The organism is Microbacterium sp. B35-04 (genome assembly GCF_010634885.1).
GTDB lineage: Bacteria > Actinomycetota > Actinomycetes > Actinomycetales > Microbacteriaceae > Microbacterium.
Window position 1 is genome coordinate 14,497 of record NZ_MWLP01000028.1, and the last position, 15,190, is coordinate 29,686.

At 70.3% G+C, this 15,190-nt stretch carries 12 protein-coding genes; 6 read left to right on the top strand and 6 right to left on the bottom strand.

Annotation, left to right across the window (positions count from 1 at the left end):
• Window positions 1-3 precede the first annotated feature (3 nt).
• Together B1729_RS07710 and B1729_RS07715 are read left to right on the top strand one after the other, a co-directional pair.
• Window positions 4-1,332 carry an MFS transporter gene (locus B1729_RS07710; protein WP_163617467.1) on the top strand — a complete coding sequence of 443 codons (1,329 nt, stop codon included), beginning with the start codon at window positions 4-6 and terminating at the stop codon, window positions 1,330-1,332.
• A complete protein-coding gene (locus tag B1729_RS07715; RefSeq protein WP_163617468.1) occupies window positions 1,329-1,661 on the top strand; it encodes a hypothetical protein in 333 nt (110 codons plus the stop codon). Before B1729_RS07710 ends, B1729_RS07715 begins: the two co-directional genes overlap by 4 nt.
• Before the next feature lie 24 nt (window positions 1,662-1,685).
• Here the strand turns inward: B1729_RS07715 and B1729_RS07720 are convergent, their stop codons facing one another.
• Complete coding sequence (locus B1729_RS07720; RefSeq protein ID WP_239525792.1) at window positions 1,686-2,702, bottom strand: MarR family transcriptional regulator; 1,017 nt, start codon at window positions 2,700-2,702, stop codon at window positions 1,686-1,688.
• Between the two features lie 78 nt (window positions 2,703-2,780).
• Between B1729_RS07720 and B1729_RS07725 the strand changes: the two genes are divergently transcribed.
• The 3 genes from B1729_RS07725 (at window position 2,781) to B1729_RS07735 (ending at window position 11,131) form a co-directional block, all read left to right on the top strand.
• Window positions 2,781-6,626, top strand: coding sequence for a S8 family serine peptidase (locus B1729_RS07725; RefSeq protein ID WP_163617469.1), 3,846 nt, complete (start codon window positions 2,781-2,783; stop codon window positions 6,624-6,626).
• Window positions 6,627-6,824: 198 nt separating this feature from the next.
• On the top strand, window positions 6,825-9,941 hold the full coding sequence (locus B1729_RS07730; protein ID WP_163631778.1) for an NPCBM/NEW2 domain-containing protein: 3,117 nt from the start codon (window positions 6,825-6,827) through the stop codon (window positions 9,939-9,941).
• A gap of 119 nt (window positions 9,942-10,060) precedes the next feature.
• Window positions 10,061-11,131, top strand: a complete 1,071-nt coding sequence (locus tag B1729_RS07735) for a LacI family DNA-binding transcriptional regulator (RefSeq protein ID WP_163617471.1) — start codon at window positions 10,061-10,063, stop codon at window positions 11,129-11,131.
• Window positions 11,132-11,213: 82 nt separating this feature from the next.
• Here B1729_RS07735 and B1729_RS07740 read toward each other — a convergent pair whose 3' ends face one another.
• From B1729_RS07740 to B1729_RS07760, 5 genes are all read right to left on the bottom strand, one after another.
• Window positions 11,214-12,038, bottom strand: coding sequence for an RIO1 family regulatory kinase/ATPase (locus B1729_RS07740; protein WP_163617472.1), 825 nt, complete (start codon window positions 12,036-12,038; stop codon window positions 11,214-11,216).
• A gap of 225 nt (window positions 12,039-12,263) precedes the next feature.
• A complete protein-coding gene (locus B1729_RS07745; protein WP_345770760.1) occupies window positions 12,264-12,647 on the bottom strand; it encodes a pilus assembly protein TadG-related protein in 384 nt (127 codons plus the stop codon).
• Between the two features lie 65 nt (window positions 12,648-12,712).
• Complete coding sequence (locus B1729_RS07750; RefSeq protein WP_163617474.1) at window positions 12,713-13,210, bottom strand: pilus assembly protein; 498 nt, start codon at window positions 13,208-13,210, stop codon at window positions 12,713-12,715.
• Window positions 13,185-13,595, bottom strand: coding sequence for a TadE/TadG family type IV pilus assembly protein (locus tag B1729_RS07755; protein ID WP_163617550.1), 411 nt, complete (start codon window positions 13,593-13,595; stop codon window positions 13,185-13,187). The genes B1729_RS07750 and B1729_RS07755 overlap by 26 nt, the downstream gene beginning before the upstream one ends.
• Window positions 13,596-13,623: 28 nt before the next feature.
• Window positions 13,624-13,812 carry a hypothetical protein gene (locus B1729_RS07760; protein ID WP_163631786.1) on the bottom strand — a complete coding sequence of 63 codons (189 nt, stop codon included), beginning with the start codon at window positions 13,810-13,812 and terminating at the stop codon, window positions 13,624-13,626.
• Window positions 13,813-13,953: 141 nt separating this feature from the next.
• Here B1729_RS07760 and B1729_RS07770 point away from each other — a divergent pair.
• Window positions 13,954-15,190, top strand: a 1,237-nt coding sequence (locus tag B1729_RS07770; RefSeq protein WP_163631783.1) for a recombinase family protein, incomplete at its 3' end; no start/stop codon positions are given.

A 15,190-nucleotide genomic window follows, 5' to 3' on the forward strand; every position in this document is an offset into this window, starting at 1 on the left:
GCGATGAGCGATCACGCCGACTCCGCCAGCGCGCGGGACGTGCTGTGGCGGTTCGGCCCCATGGTCTACGGCCCCACCCTGCTCTTCGCTCTCGGCGAGGGTGCCGTCATCCCGTTGATCCCGGTCATCGCGGCGCAGCTCGGAGCGGATGTCCCGACGGCCGCTCTCGTCGCATCGGCGCTCGTCGTGGGTCAGCTGTGCGGCAACATCCCCGCCGGCTGGGCGGTCGCCCGCATCGGCGAACGCCTCACGATGGCGATCGCCGGCTTCCTCTCCCTCGGTGGCATCGTGGGCATGGCATTCGCGCCGTCGCTCGGCATCTTCGCCATCGCGGTGTTCCTCATCGGGTTCTGCGCGGCGGCCTTCGGGCTCGCACGCCACTCCTTCATGACCACGCGCGTGCCGCTGTCGTTCCGCGCCCGCGCGCTGTCGCTGCTGGGCGGCACCTTCCGCCTCGGAATGTTCATCGGCCCCTTCGTCGCCGCCGCCCTGCTCGCCCTCCTCGGCGACGAGCACGCGACGATCTGGTTCTTCGGCGGCTGCCTCGTGGCGACGATCCTGCTGGTGCTCCTGGGGCCCGACCCCGAGAAGCAGCTGCTCGCTCCCTCCGCATCCGCCCGCGCGGACGTCGACACCGAAGACACGGGCGAGCCTGTCACCGGTTCGATCCCGCTGCGACGGTCCCAGCGATCGGGCTCCCCCACGGCGAGCGCGAGATCGGACCCCGGCACAGGCGTGGTGCGCACGATGTGGCGCCACCGCCGCGTGCTGTCGACGCTCGGGCTGGCCGCGGCATCCCTCTCCGCCGTCCGCTCTGCGCGCCAGGTCGTGCTGCCGCTGTGGGGCGTGTCGATCGGACTCGACGCGCAGACGATCGCGCTCGTGGTCGGCATCTCGGGTGCGATCGACTTCGCGCTGTTCTACGCGAGCGGCCAGGTGATGGACCGCTTCGGGCGACTGTGGGCGGCCCTGCCCGCGATGATCCTGATGGGCGCGGGGTTCATCGCCCTCGCCTTCACGCACGACCTCCCGCAGGCGGCGATGTGGTTCGCCATGTTCGCCGCCGTGCTCGGGGTGGGCAACGGCCTCTCGAGCGGCATCCTGCTCACCCTCGGCGCCGACGTCGCTCCGCAGTCGGATCCGGCCGCCTTCCTGGGGTCGTGGCGCACGCTCACGGACGCCGGCGGCGCAGTCGCACCCCTGCTGGTCTCAGCCATCGCCGCGGTGGGCTCGCTCGCCGTCGCGACGGGAGTGATGGGCGCCGTCGGGCTGCTGGGCGCTCTGGCCTTCGTGCGCTGGGTGCCGAGGTACGTGCCGCGGACGCGGGCATGACCGAAGTGGTGCGATTCTGCCGCAGCCGCAACGGCGGCCGGCGGTGCACGCGCCCCCTGGGCCACGCGGGTCTGCATCGCCATCGCACGGTCATGTGGGCGGATGCCGCGGCCGACCCCGCACTCTGTTCAGGCTCCGGCGAGCCCGGCACGCCCGCCGCTCCGCTCGCCGACGGCTTCCCGGACGGGCGCGCGATGTGCCCGGTGTGTCACCGTTTCGTCCCGCTCGATGCGGACGCCCGGCTCGTCCGCCACGACACGACGGACGAGAGCGAGACGGATGCCGAGACCCGGCGCCGTCAGGAGTGGTTCAACGTCCACGGCTGGTAGGGACGCCGTCTTCCTGTGCCTGCGTCAGACCCAGGCTCGGCGAACCGCCTCCGCGCCCAACTGCATGCGCGTGGTGACGCCGGCGGTGTCCATGAGCTCGGCGATCCGGCGCTGCACCGTCCGCAGCGAGATCCCGAGCTGCGCGGCGGCCGCGGCATCCGTCACGCCCATGAGAAGCAGGTGCAGCAGGTCGTGGTCGATGTCATCGGTCGTGGGCGGCGCCGCGGTCGGGAGGAACTCGGTGGCGGCGCGCCAGTAGTCCTCGAAGATCGAGCTCACGAGGTCGAGCAGGCCGCTCGGGTGGATGAGCAGCGCACCGAAACCGCGGTCCTCACCCTGCGAGTGCATGGGCACCAGCGCCATCTGATCGTCGGCGATGAACATCCGCGTGGGCAGTGCCGGAAGCACGCGGATCTCCTCTCCGATCTGGGCCATCTCCCGCGCCGCTGCAAGGAACCCCGGCCGCTCGAGCACCGCGTTCTCGACGATCACGCGGTAGCGCACCCCACGGGCGAGCGCCCGGTCCTCCTCGATGTTGTCCTCGCCGCTGAGCAGGGCGATCTCGTGCAGCACGAGCACGCGCACCTGCTCGATCGACGCGGCCTGCAGCTGCGCGACCCGCTGCCGCACGGCGTCGTCGCCGATCACGACGTCGACCACGTCGGCGACGCTGCGGCGCTCGACGGATCGCCGGTACAGGTCGCTCAGCTCGACGAGCGCCTCGTGCGCGCGGGTCAGCCCCCGCTCCCGCTCGAGCAGCAGCGGGCGCAGGGAGATCGACGGCGGGGACGCGACGAACCGGTCGCTGCTCGATGCCTGTCTCGCCAGCAGACCGAGCCGTTCCAGCTCAGCGGCCATCGGGCGCACGCGCGGCAGCGACATGCTGAGGGCCGCCGCGATCTCGGCCATCGATGCCGACGGCTGCTGCAGCACGCACCGGTACACAGCGGTGTGTGCCTCGTCGAGACCCAGCGCGTCAAGCACGGTGACCTTCCCCATGTCGACCATCGTCACCCGCCGAGCCTGGCGGATGGTGGCCATGGCATTTCTCCGCCACCACTTTAGGCACACGGCCGACGAAGGTGGGCAGTACGGAATCCCCAACCGAGAGGCTCGCGCATGTCACGACCCCACCCCTCCGGACGCCGCCTGCGTCCGATCGTCGCCGCCACGAGCGGCATCGCGATCGCGATCGCAGGCGTCGGCCTCGCCACCCTGCCGGCTGCGGCATCGCCCGCCCCTGAGGTCTCCCCCGCCTCAGCCACGCCCGATGCAGCCGCCGTCAGCAGCCACACCGTCACCCTCCTCACCGGCGACCACGTGACGGTCACGGACCTGTCGGACGGGACCCACGCCGTCTCGGTCGACACCGCCGTCGAGGGTGCCGGTATCCGCACGTACGAAACGGCCGGCGACCTCCACGTCGTACCCGACGCCGCGATGCCGTACCTGGCAGCGGGCGCGCTCGACGAGGACCTGTTCAACGTCTCGCTGCTCATCGACTACGGCTACGACGACGCGTCGGTGGACGCTACCCCGGTCATCGTCGAGCAGGATGCCGGATCCGCCCGCTCCTTCGCCGCCCCGGTGCCCGGGCTCGAGGTGCAGACGGCGCTCGAGAGCATCGGCGCTTCGGCCGCGACCATCGGCCACGACGCGGCGGCTTCCGCATGGCAGACATTGACCGCACCGACCGCGCGCAGCTTCTCGGCGCCGCCCGCGCTCGCCGGAGGCATCGAGGCGATCCACCTCGACGGCAAGGTGCAGGCCACGCTCGACTCGAGCGTCGGCTACATCGACGCACCCGAGGCATGGGCCGACGGCTACACCGGCGCAGGCGTCACGGTGGCGGTGCTCGACACCGGCTACGACGACACCCACCCCGACCTCGAGGGCCGCGTGCTCGACGGCTCGAAGAGCTTCGTACCCGGTGAAGAGGTCGCCGCCGATCCGAACGGCCACGGCACCCACGTCGCCTCGACGATCGCCGGCACGGGCGCCGCGAGCGACGGCACCCACCGCGGCGTCGCCGACGGCGCGCAGCTGCTGGTCGGAAAGGTGCTCGACGCCAGCGGCTGGGGCCAGGACTCGTGGATCATCGACGCGATGGAGTGGGCCGGCCAGAACGCCCCGATCGTGTCGATGAGCCTCGGATCCCCCGTGCCGTCCGACGGCAAGGACCTCATGGCCGAGTCGCTCGACCAGATCGCCGAGCAGACCGGCGCCCTCTTCGTCGTCGCCGCGGGCAATGCCGGTGCGGCCGAGACGATCGGCGCACCGGGGTCGGCCGAAGAGGCGTTCACCGTCGGCTCGGTCGACGACCCGTCCGGCGCACTGTCGTGGTTCACGAGCCAGGGACCGCTCTCCCGTTCGGGCGCGCTGAAGCCCGACGTCACCGGTCCGGGCAACGACGTCACCGCGGCACGTTCGGCCGACTCCGGTGGCGAGGGCGCATACATCGGGATGAGCGGCACGTCGATGGCGACGCCGCACGTGGCGGGAGCCGCCGCGATCCTCCTCGGCGCGAACCCGGACTACACCACCGACCAGCTGAAGGCGGCCATCGCGAGCACCGCTGTCGACGTCGGCTACACCGCGTACCAGGGCGGCTCGGGCGTCATCGACGTCGATGCCGCGCTCGAGGCGCCCGTCGTGGCGTCGGGCTCGGGCGACTTCGGCATGCTGATGTGGGGCGAGGAGCCGACCCCGGTCGAGCGCACCGTCGAGTACACGAACCGGACGGATGCCGAGATCACCGTCGCCCTCACCGCGACGCTCGGCGACACCACGCCGGGCGCCGGCGGCCCGTCGGCGGGCATCGCGTTCGACGCGCTGACGCTCGACACAGACTCGCTCACGATCCCGGCCGGTGAGACCGGCTCGGCGACGTTGACGGTCGACCCGGCGAGGGTGCCCGCGGGCACGCAGCTATCGGGCGTGCTGATCGGGTCCGTCGACGGGGAACCCGTGACGCGGACCGCGCTCGGCACCATCGCGGAGGCGGAGCGCTACGACCTCACGATCACGGCCACCGACTTCGACGGCAACCCGACCACGGCGTACGCGATGCTGTACGACCCGGCGACCCAGTGGGCGGAGCCCGTGCTCGTCGACGGCGAGACCACGCTGCGGCTCATGAAGGGCGACTACACGGTCATGTCGTTCATGGAGCTCGCGCGCACGCCCGACACCATCGCAACCGTGCTGGTCGGAGAGCCCACGCTCGAACTGGACCAGAACCGCTCGGTCGCGCTCGACGCCCGTACCGCCGAGCAGATCACGGTCGACGTCGGTCAGGAGGGGCTCGACCCCGTCTTCCGCAGGATGGACGTGACGGTCGACGACTTCGGCGCGAGCGTGATGATGCCCGTCTGGACGGATGAGATGTGGGCGCAGCCGCAGACCGTCGACGATGCCGGCTTCGGCTTCACGACGCGGTGGCGCCTGCAGACGCCGCTGCTGACGCTCAAGGTGGGCAAGCAGCCGCTCGACCTCATCGAGCAGATCGGGTCCACACTCCTCGACGGCTCGTTCAAGGCGACCGCGGTGGACGCGGGCAAGGGCAGCGTCGAAGAGTTCGCCGCCGCGGGTGCCGCCGGCAAGATCGCCGTGGTGACCCGGTCCGCGGAGGTCTCGGCATCCCAGCGGGCAGCCAACGCCGCCGCCGCTGGAGCGAAGCTGCTTGTCGTCGTGAACGACGGCGACGGCGAGTTCAACGAGTGGGTGGGATCCGAGGACTACACGACGGATGTCGGCATCCCGGTCGCCGGGATCAGCGGCGTCGAAGGCCGTCAGCTGCTCGCTCAGCTGGTGACCAAGAAGGTGACGATCGCGGCCGTCGGGGTTCCGACCTCGGATGTCGTGTACGACATCGCCGAGTTCGGCGACGGCGAGATCCCGTCGGACCTCTCGTACGTGCACACCGGGGACGACCTCGCCCGCATCGACACGCGCTTCCACGGCCAGACGGAGGAGATCGGCGAGTTCCGCTACGACTTCGTGCCCGGTGCGGAGTACGGCAGCGGCTTCCCGATGCGCACGCAGCGCGGGACCGAGCGGGCTGAGTGGGTCAACACCGACGGGCTCCGCTGGTACCAGAGCCTGGGGATCTCGTCGGTCCGCTGGGAGATGCGCGACATCATGCGCACCTACGAGCCGGGCGAGCGCACCGAGGCAGAGTACTACGGCGGCATCGTGCGCCCGTACGTCGGGACCGGGTACTGGGTGCCCAATCTCGTATCCGACTACGCCCAGATCAACATCCCGAGCTGGGCGGACGGCGGCGACTCCGGGCACACCGGCGCGTTCGACACGTGGAGCGAGCCGTCGACGGTGCAGCAGCTGACCGACGTCTACCTCGACGGCGAGCTGATCCGCCAGACCGAGCATCAGGGTGCGAACGTGTTCGACCTGCCCGACGGCGAGCACGACTGGCGCGTGGTGAGCACCGCGACCCACGACGGATCGCACCTGGCCGGATCCACGAAGACCGTCAGCGACTGGACGTTCCGCGCCACCGGCAAGCTGGGCGATTGGGAGTACCGGCTGCTCCCCCTGATCCAGGCGTACTACGACGTCGACGTGAACGCGCAGAACCTCGTCGGCGAAGGCCGCAAGAAGGGCTCGGGCGTCACGCTGGGCCTGGAGCTCGGCCACGTCGCGGGCACCTCGCCCGCCGGCGCGATCACCGACGCCACGCTCGAGGCCCGCACCGCGGGCGGCGACTGGGCGCCGGTGGCCCTGGCCTCTGCTGAGACGGATGCCCCGACCGGCGCGGTCGAGCACGACGGTGGCATCTTCGTCGAGTCCCGCGCCTGGGTCAGCGGACTCTCCGCCCAGATCCCGGTGCCCGACAAGGGCGGCTGGGTCGACCTGCGGGTGACCGCAACGGATGCCGAGGGCAACACGTTCTCGCAGGAGATCGAGCGCGCGTTCGAGGCCACCCCGGCCAAGGGCGTCCGCTAAGCGCAGCGCACCACGAAGGGCTCCGACGCACCCGCGTCGGAGCCCTTCGTGCTGCGCCCGCGGCGCGAAGCCGCCTCCGACGGTCGGGCGATGTTCATATCTGTTCAGTTCGATCGTCCGCACACCCTGGATGCTGAAACGATGACCTGCGTCCGCCGCCACGGGGCTCGCGGACCGTGAGATTCGAGGAGGAATCCCTTGACCAGAAGACGGATGACGCTGCTCGCCGCAGCGACGATCAGCGTGCTCTGCCTCGCCGGCGCCCCTGCCGCGGCTGCCGCGGCTGCCGCGGCCGACGACGGCCTGGCCGGCAGCGTGCACTATGCCAGCGATGTGGATTGGATCTCGGCCGACAACGGTTGGGGGCCCGTCGAGCGCGACTACAACAACGGCGCACGAGGCGTGCCCGACACGTCGCGAGCCATACAGTCGATCCGTGGCGTGCAGTACCCGAAGGGTCTGGGGACACACGCCCCCGCGCGGATCGTGTACGACGTCGCGCAGCAATGCACCCAGCTTCTCGGCTACGTCGGCATCGACGACAGCCAGTCCGGCAAGGGTCGTGTCGACTTCGTGGTGAAGGTCGACGGCACGGAGCAGTTCCGGATGGTGCGGACGGGCACTGATCCGGCGGGTCGACTCAACCTGGACCTCCGCGGCGCGAGCACCATCGAGCTCATCGCCGAGCCCGGACCGGAAGGCAACGGCAACGACCACGCGGACTGGGCCGACCTCCGGATCAACTGCACGGACGGCTACCTCGCGCAGCCGCTCACCATCACGCCGATGGATGTCGACTTGTCGCTCCTGGCCTCCGGGCCGCCTGTCGAGGTCACGATCGACGGCGCGAACCCGCAGGCGCCGGTGACCGTCGGCTTCGCCGGCACGGAGGTCGTCGTGAACGCCGACGACCACGGTCGGGCGGTCGCCACGTTCGTCGTGCCCGCCGGCATCGCCGCCGGCGAGTACTCCATCACCGCCCGTGCCGAGTCGCTCTTCGGCGCGATCGCCGAGGGCCAGATCGCGGCGCACGTGGTGGCGGTCTCCGACACGGTGTACTTCGTCGACTGCTCAGCGACCGCCGCGGGCGACGGCTCGGAGGCCACGCCCTTCGCGTCGCTCGAGCAGCTCTCGGTCGTCCAGCCGTTCCAGCCCGGGCAGGCCGTGCGCTTCAAGCGCGGCGTGGAATGCACCGGCACGTTCGCTCCCACCGGCTCCGGACTCGCCAGCGCACCGATCACGGTGTCGCCGTACGGCGACGGGGACGCGCCCGCCACGATCAACGGCGACGGTCGGCTCGCCGGCATCCATCTCCTCAACGTGAGCAACTGGACCGTCGACGGCATGCACGTGACCAACCCGGGCGCGCCCGATCAGCGACGCGTTGGCATCCTGTACGAGATCAACGACGGCACCAAGCGCAGCGGAGTCGTCCTCACTCGCAACCACGTCGAGAAGGTCGCCGGCTGGTCCGACAAGACGAGCCTGGGCAACGCGTTCTCACGCTCGGCGGGCATCTCGGTTCTCGGCGACGGCATCGGCTGGTTCGACGGCATCACCGTCACCGACAACGTCGTGAACGACACCGCGGCCGGCGGCATCAAACTCTCCGCTCCCGACACCACTCGCCACTACAACACGAACGTCTACGTCGCGCGCAACGACATCCGCGCGGTCGGCGGCGACGGCATCGTGATCCACAACTCCGACAAACCCGTCATCGAATACAACTCGGCGATCGACCTCGGGCACGGCGAGTATCCGTTCCTCAAGGGCAACTTCGCCGGCATGTGGCCGTACAACTCAGCCGACCCGCTGTTCCAGTACAACGTGGTGGGCAACAGCGTCGCCTCGACCTACGACTCCACCGCGTGGGACTGCGACATGAAGATCAAGGGCAGCTGCACCTTCCAGTACAACTACTCGTACGGCAACGCCGGCGGGTTCTACCTGGACTGCATCTCGGGCTGCGGCACGGCCTCCACGACGGCGAACACGATCCTGCGCTACAACGTCTCGCAGGATGACTGCCGTCTCGCCGGTGCGAGCGGCGGACCGGGCCTGCACTTGATCTACAACAACACGTTCTCCTGCCTCAACCGGCCGTTCGAGGACGATATGACGGCACCGCGCGAGGTGAAGAACAACATCATCATCGCGCAGGGCGGCAGCCTGAAGACGGCGAACGGCGTCTACGCCAACAACGCGTACTTCGGCGGCATCCAGCCTCCCGCCGCCGAGACGGGCGCCGTCGTCGGCGACCCGAAGCTCATCGCGGCGGGCAGCGGCCAGCTGACCCGGGCGCTGCCGGGGTACCAGCTGGCTGTCGGCTCGCCTCTGCTCGGAGCGGGCACGCCGATAGCAGACGCGGGCGATCGCGACTTCTTCGGCAACCCGATCCCCGCCACGCCCAATATCGGTGCATACCAGGGCGACGGGGTGGAATCAGGCCCGCTGCCGTTCGATGCGCTCGTGAACCAGACCGCCGTCGCGTCGACCGCCAACCCCCGCAACGGCGCGATCACTGCAGACCTCCGCGTGCTGTCGGCAGAGGCGCTGGCCGGTGCGGATCTCGCCGTCGGCGCGAAGGTCCGGGCGTTCGGCGCCGAACTGGATTGGCACCCCACCGCGGTCGGCACGCCCGATGCGGTGAAAGCGGCCGGCCAGCACGTCGCGCTCGAGGGAGAGGGTGACGAGCTCATCGTCGCCGGTTTCTCAGCGGGCACAGTCACCGATGGGACCGCGACGGTGCACTATCAAGACGGCACCAGCGAGCAGGTGCGAGTCCGGCTGCCGCTGTGGAGCGACGGGTCGACGGATTCCGCCGACACGGTGCTGCTCGGCAGCGCGGCGTCGCATCTGCAGCGCACCAGGCCGTATCTCGGCGGCACGATCTCGACGGTGACTGCACCCGGATCCGTCTTCGCGCAGCGGATCCGGCTGTCCGGCAAGCCGGTGGCGAGCGTCACCTTGCCCGACGGCAGCCCGGTCACCGGCGATGGGCTGAGCCTGTTCGCCGTGGAGCTCGCGGGCAGCGCCGTGCCGACCGCCACGACGGTGCTCACAGAGTGCCGGGGACCCTTTGCGTGGGTGCACGTCACCGTGGCGAACGAGCACTACTCACGCATCACTGTGACGGTCGACACGGCACTCGGCGACGATGTGAAAGTCAACCTCGACCCGGGCAAGGACACCCGCTCTTCGTTCAAGATTCCGGGTGCACTCGCCGGTGGCGAGGCCGTCGTGGTGGCGACGGGCGGCGACGGCGCCCGCACCACCGCGACGGTGCCGTACACCGGGATCGACTGCCGCTGATCGCAGCGCTGACGGTGGTGGCGTGCGCATGCGCCGCCCCCACCGTCGGTGGGCCGGGTGCCGGCCGCACGCTCCGACGCGACCGCACACGATGAAAACCGAGACGTTAGGGTGAGCCGATGATCGCCGAGGAACGCCGAGAACGCATCCTGCGGGAGATCGTGCTGCGCGGTCGTATCGAGGTGACGGACTTCGCGGAACGCACCGAGTTGAGCGGCATGACCATCCGGCGCGACCTGTCCGTTCTTGCCGAACGCGGGCTCGTCCGTCGTGTGCACGGCGGCGCCGTGCTCCCCGAGTCCGCCGACGCGCCCGCCGTCGGCGTACGCGGTATCGGCACGTCGTCGCGACCGGTCGCCACGATCGGGCTCATCGTGCCGGACGCCGCGTACTACTTCCCGCCCGTCATCCGCGGGGTGAGCGGCGCAGCCCACGGCGCAGGGATCCGGATCGTCCTCGGCACGACGAACTACGACCCGCGCGAGGAGATCCATCAGCTCGCACGGCTGGACGCGGGCGGCGTGGACGCGATCATGCTGGTCACCGCCCGTCCTGGCGTCGACGACACCATGACCTGGCAGGCGATCGCTGGCATACGCACACCGGTCGTGCTGGTGGAACGGTCCGTCGACGGGGCGCCGACCACCCTCCGCATCGACTCGGTGCGCTCAGACCACGGATTCGGGGCGGAGCTCGCGGTCGATCACCTCGCCGAACGCGGCCACGACGGCGTCGGACTCCTCCTCCGCGAGACGGCGACGGCGCCGTGGATCGCGCGCGGACACGCCCGCGCCGCCCGCAGACTGCAGATGAAGCAGGCGCCGGTGGTCACGGCACCGTCGCCGAGGTGGGGCGACGGCTCCACGTCGGATGTGCTGAGGGAGTTCCTGGACGACTGCCTGGCCGCCGGCATCCGATCTGCCATCGTCTTGCCCGACGACCTGGCGGTGGGACTTCTCGGCATCGCCGAAGGACGCGGGCTCCGGGTTCCCGAGGACTTCGCCATCGTCGCCTACGACGACGAGATCGCATCCTTCGCCAATGTGCCGCTCACGGCTATCGCCCCACCCAAGCTCGCTGTCGGGCGTCGGGCGCTCGAGACGTGCTTGATGCGCTTGGAGCAACGGGACCTCGCGCCGGCCCAGCGCGTGCAGCTGACGCCCACTCTCAACGTGCGTTCGTCGACCTGACACCTCTGAACCCAGGACGACGCGATGCCGGCGCCGCCGCGTCGGCGATCCGTTCCCGTGACTCTTGCAGCGCGGCAACCGCTCACCACAGCATCCCAATCAGGTGGGCGAACAGGTCCTCCGGATCGTTGTCGAGACCGCGCCGCGCGAACCACGTCGACACGTTCACGACGTCGCGGTGCAGGAAGTCGAGTCCCTGAGGGTTGGCGGCGACGTCGACGATCTGGGGCAGGTCGATCACGACGATGCGACCGTGGTGATCCAGCAGGTTGTACGGCGACAGATCGCCGTGCGCGAATCCGGCGCCGGCGAACGCCTCGAGGATGCCGACGACCTGGGCGAAGGCATCCTGCAGCTCCTCGCCGTGCAGCCTGCTCTGAGCGAGCCGCGGTGCCGCGGCGCGGCCGTCACCGACGAACTCCATGAGCACCTCGGTGTCGCTCACCTGCACCGGATAAGGCACGGGAACGCCGGCCTGCCAAGCGCGGCACAGCGCGGCGAACTCGCTGTGCGCCCAGTGCCCGGCGGCCACGGAGCGGCCGTGCGCCGACTTGCGGCCCACCGCCCGCGCGTCGCGGGTGTTGCGCATCGTGCGGCCCTCTTCGTAGCTGCCCGAGCGGTGGAAATCGCTGTGATGCGTGTTGCGATACCGCTTCGCGGCGAGCAGCACGCCGGCGGTGCCGGGGACGGCGCGCTCGATGAGGTGCACGTCTGCCTCCTTGCCGGTCTTGACGACGCCGAGTTCGGTGTCGAAGGCCGCCGAGGCGGTGACGAGCCAGTGTGGATGCGGCAGCGGGCCGCGCTGGGTGGGAGAAGACGCCGGCCAGGTGGACCAGCGCTGATCGGTGCCGGGTTCGAGTTCCGGCGAGAGAAGGGATGCGGACGCGTCGAAGCGTGCGGATGACATCGGGTGGACACTCCAGGATGGGAGGTCACCGGATCAGTGGGTGCGGGCGACCTCGAGGGAAGGGAACAGGACACAGGGCGTGGCAAAGACAGCCATCGTCGTTCCTCCTTCCGGTCAGGGTGCCGCGGCACCGACTCGCTTCACTGTAGCGGGGCACGGGAGCGGCGGCCACCCCGAATCCTCCCTTGTGCGCCGACAGCGCTCGGCGACGGCCCCCGGGCGGGGTCAGCGCAGCGCGGTGCGGCTCGTCGCCGTGGATTCGAGCGACACACCGTCGGGCACGAACACGGTGACGATCGGCGGATGCCACTGCCCGGCCACCGTGACCCGCGCGGAGACGCCGTCGGGGCTCGTAGCAGAGACGAGTCGTGCCCGGTCTCCGATGGCGTCCACCATCGCGACCGCCTCCCGGCGCACCCCGGCATCGGTGAGCGTGGCGACGGGCTCGCCGGCGGCGACGGAGAGCTCGAAGCCGTCCGCGGCGGCGAGGGCTGCGGCATCCGCCACCGCATCGAGCTGCTTCTGCGCGAGATACAGGCTCGTCGCCGCGCTGCACACGAGGATCACCGCGATCGCGAGCACCGCATAGCCGAGCGTCAGGATCAGCACGCTGCCCTCATCATCGGCCTCCACCACAGGTCGCCGCGCGCCGCCGCCTGCCCGCGGGCGGAACCTCATTCTCCGCTCCAGAACCGCGACACCTTGTGCGCGCCCGTCGCCTCGATCGGGACCGCCGCGATGTTCTCGAGTCCGAGAACCGGCGGGACCAGCGGCAAGGTCACCGCGGTGCGCACCGTGACGTGCAGGGTCGCTCCAGCCCGCGGGCAGGACGCTCCCGCCGGGGTGCAGCCGATCGCCAGGTCGACGTCGTCGAGGCCGTACTCCTCCGCCACCGCAGCGAGCACCGCGTCGGCGCGGCCGCGCGCGTCGGTCGCGTCGGTCGCGGTCGACACGGCGCGGGCGATGTGACGCGCCGCCGCTTCGGCGCCGAGGCTCTGCCCCTGGATGAGTCCCAGCGAGACGATGAGGTAAACCAGGGGCACCAGCATCAGCAGCCCCACGAGAATGAACTCGAGCGCCGCAGAGCCACGCTCTCCGTCGCCGTCGCCGTCGCCGTCGTCGCCCTCGCCGGCAGCGGCGACGAGCTCAGTCGAACGATTCGACGGGCGCATGCGCCGTCACCTCCAGCGAGCGCGGAGCACCGAGGAGACCCACCAGCGGCAGCGTCGCGGCCACCCGGATCTCGATGGTCTCCCGACCGAGCGATGACTCCTCCCGCACGCTGACTTCGGTGGCGTACTCCCGGCCGATCGTGCGACCCACGATGTCGCGGGTGCGCTGCGCCCCGTCCGCGAGCGTCGTGTCGGCGAGCGCCGCGTGGTAGGCGCCCTCGACGGCCGCGTCGTGCACGACGTTGCGTACGTATACCGCGAGGCCGAACTGCAGCACGCCGAGCGTGAGGACGGTGAGCAGCGTGCCGACGAGCACGAACTCGACCGGACTGGCACCCGTCTCGTCGCGGTGTTCCGCAGCGAGCCGGGCGCGCAGACCCGACATCACGCGGCTCGGGGCGACGCGCACGGCGTCAGAGTCCGGAGACGCGGCTGATCGCCTGCTCGAACAGGTCGGCGAGCGCCGGCCCCGCCATGGCCCAGATCACGACGACCAGGCCGGCCGTCATCAGGGTGATCAGGACCCAGCCGGGTACGTCGCCCCGCTCGTCGTCGGCGAGGTCGTGCCAGCCGCCGCGAAGCCGAGCCGTGAGGCGCTGCATCCGTGTTCTCATCATTTCTCCTTCCGGCCGGTCAGCCGAGTCCGAGTCGAAGCATGAAGATCCCGGGGAAGACCGCGAACAGGACGCTCAGCGGCAGGATCAGGAAGACCAGCGGCAAGGGCAACAGATTAAGGTACCTTTATGGAGGCCGTCATCTACACCCGCATTAGCCTCGATCGCACGGGTGAAGAGTTGGGGGTCGCCCGCCAGGAGCAGGAATGCCGCACGCTTGCTGAGCGCCTGGGACTGAACGTCGTCCAGGTGCACACCGACAACGACATCAGCGCCACGACCGGCAAGCTCCGCCCCAGCTTTGAGGCCATGCTCGCCGCGAAGCCGACGGCCATCATCGCCTGGCACCAGGATCGTTTGTTGCGGCTCACCCGCGACCTGGAGCGCGTGATCGCGCTTAACGTGCCCGTGTACACCGTGACGGCAGGCACACTCGACCTGACCACACCGGCAGGCCGCGCGGTCGCCCGCACCGTCGCCGCCTGGTCGACGTACGAGGGCGAGCAGAAGGCATTGCGTCAGGTGGCCGCGAACGCGCAGAGGGCATCGAGTGGGGTCCACGCTGGCCGGGTGGGCTATGGCTACCGTCGCGAGGGTGCCGCCGTGGTGCTGGAGGATGAGCAGGCCGCAACGATACGCGACGCTGCTCGGCAGGTACTCGATGGTGCATCTCTGCGGTCGGTCTGCAAGCTCCTGGGTGAACGCGGCATCGAAACCCCCGGCAAGGCAGTCACATGGACCAGCCAAACCCTCAAGCAGCTCCTACTCCGGCCGTCGCTGGCAGGGCTGACCGTCCACCGTGGCCAGGTAGTAGGCCGCACTCCGGACGACGCGCCCCGCGTGATCGACGAGGACACGCACGAGCGGCTGAAGGCATTGCTGACCGATCCGGTGCGCAAGACTGCACCCGCGGGCCGTGCACCGAAGTACCTACTGGGCGGCATCGCTCGGTGTGGCCGCTGTGGTGGCGTGATGGTGCGCGCTGTGGGCCGGATGACACGGCAAGCCAACGGAACGTCCAAGCGCCAGCCGCCGAGTTACGTGTGCAGTGAGTGCTACCGGGTGCGCCGCAAGCAGGACCTTGTAGACGCGTTGGTCGAGGGCATCGTGGTGGGCAGACTCAAGATGCCCGACGCCGCACAGCTCTTCAACACGGGCGACCCTGCTGCGTTGGAGCAGGCACGCGCGACTCTGGCGGCAACCGACGCACGGCTGGACAACGCGGCCGACCTGTACGCGACCGGTGGCATCGACGCCGGACAGCTTGCACGCATCACCGAGCGCTTGCGGGCTGAGCGCGCTCAGGCTACGGCTGCCGTTGACGCTGCGACGCCTGCTGCCGTGCCTGCCGAGCTGATCGGTGACC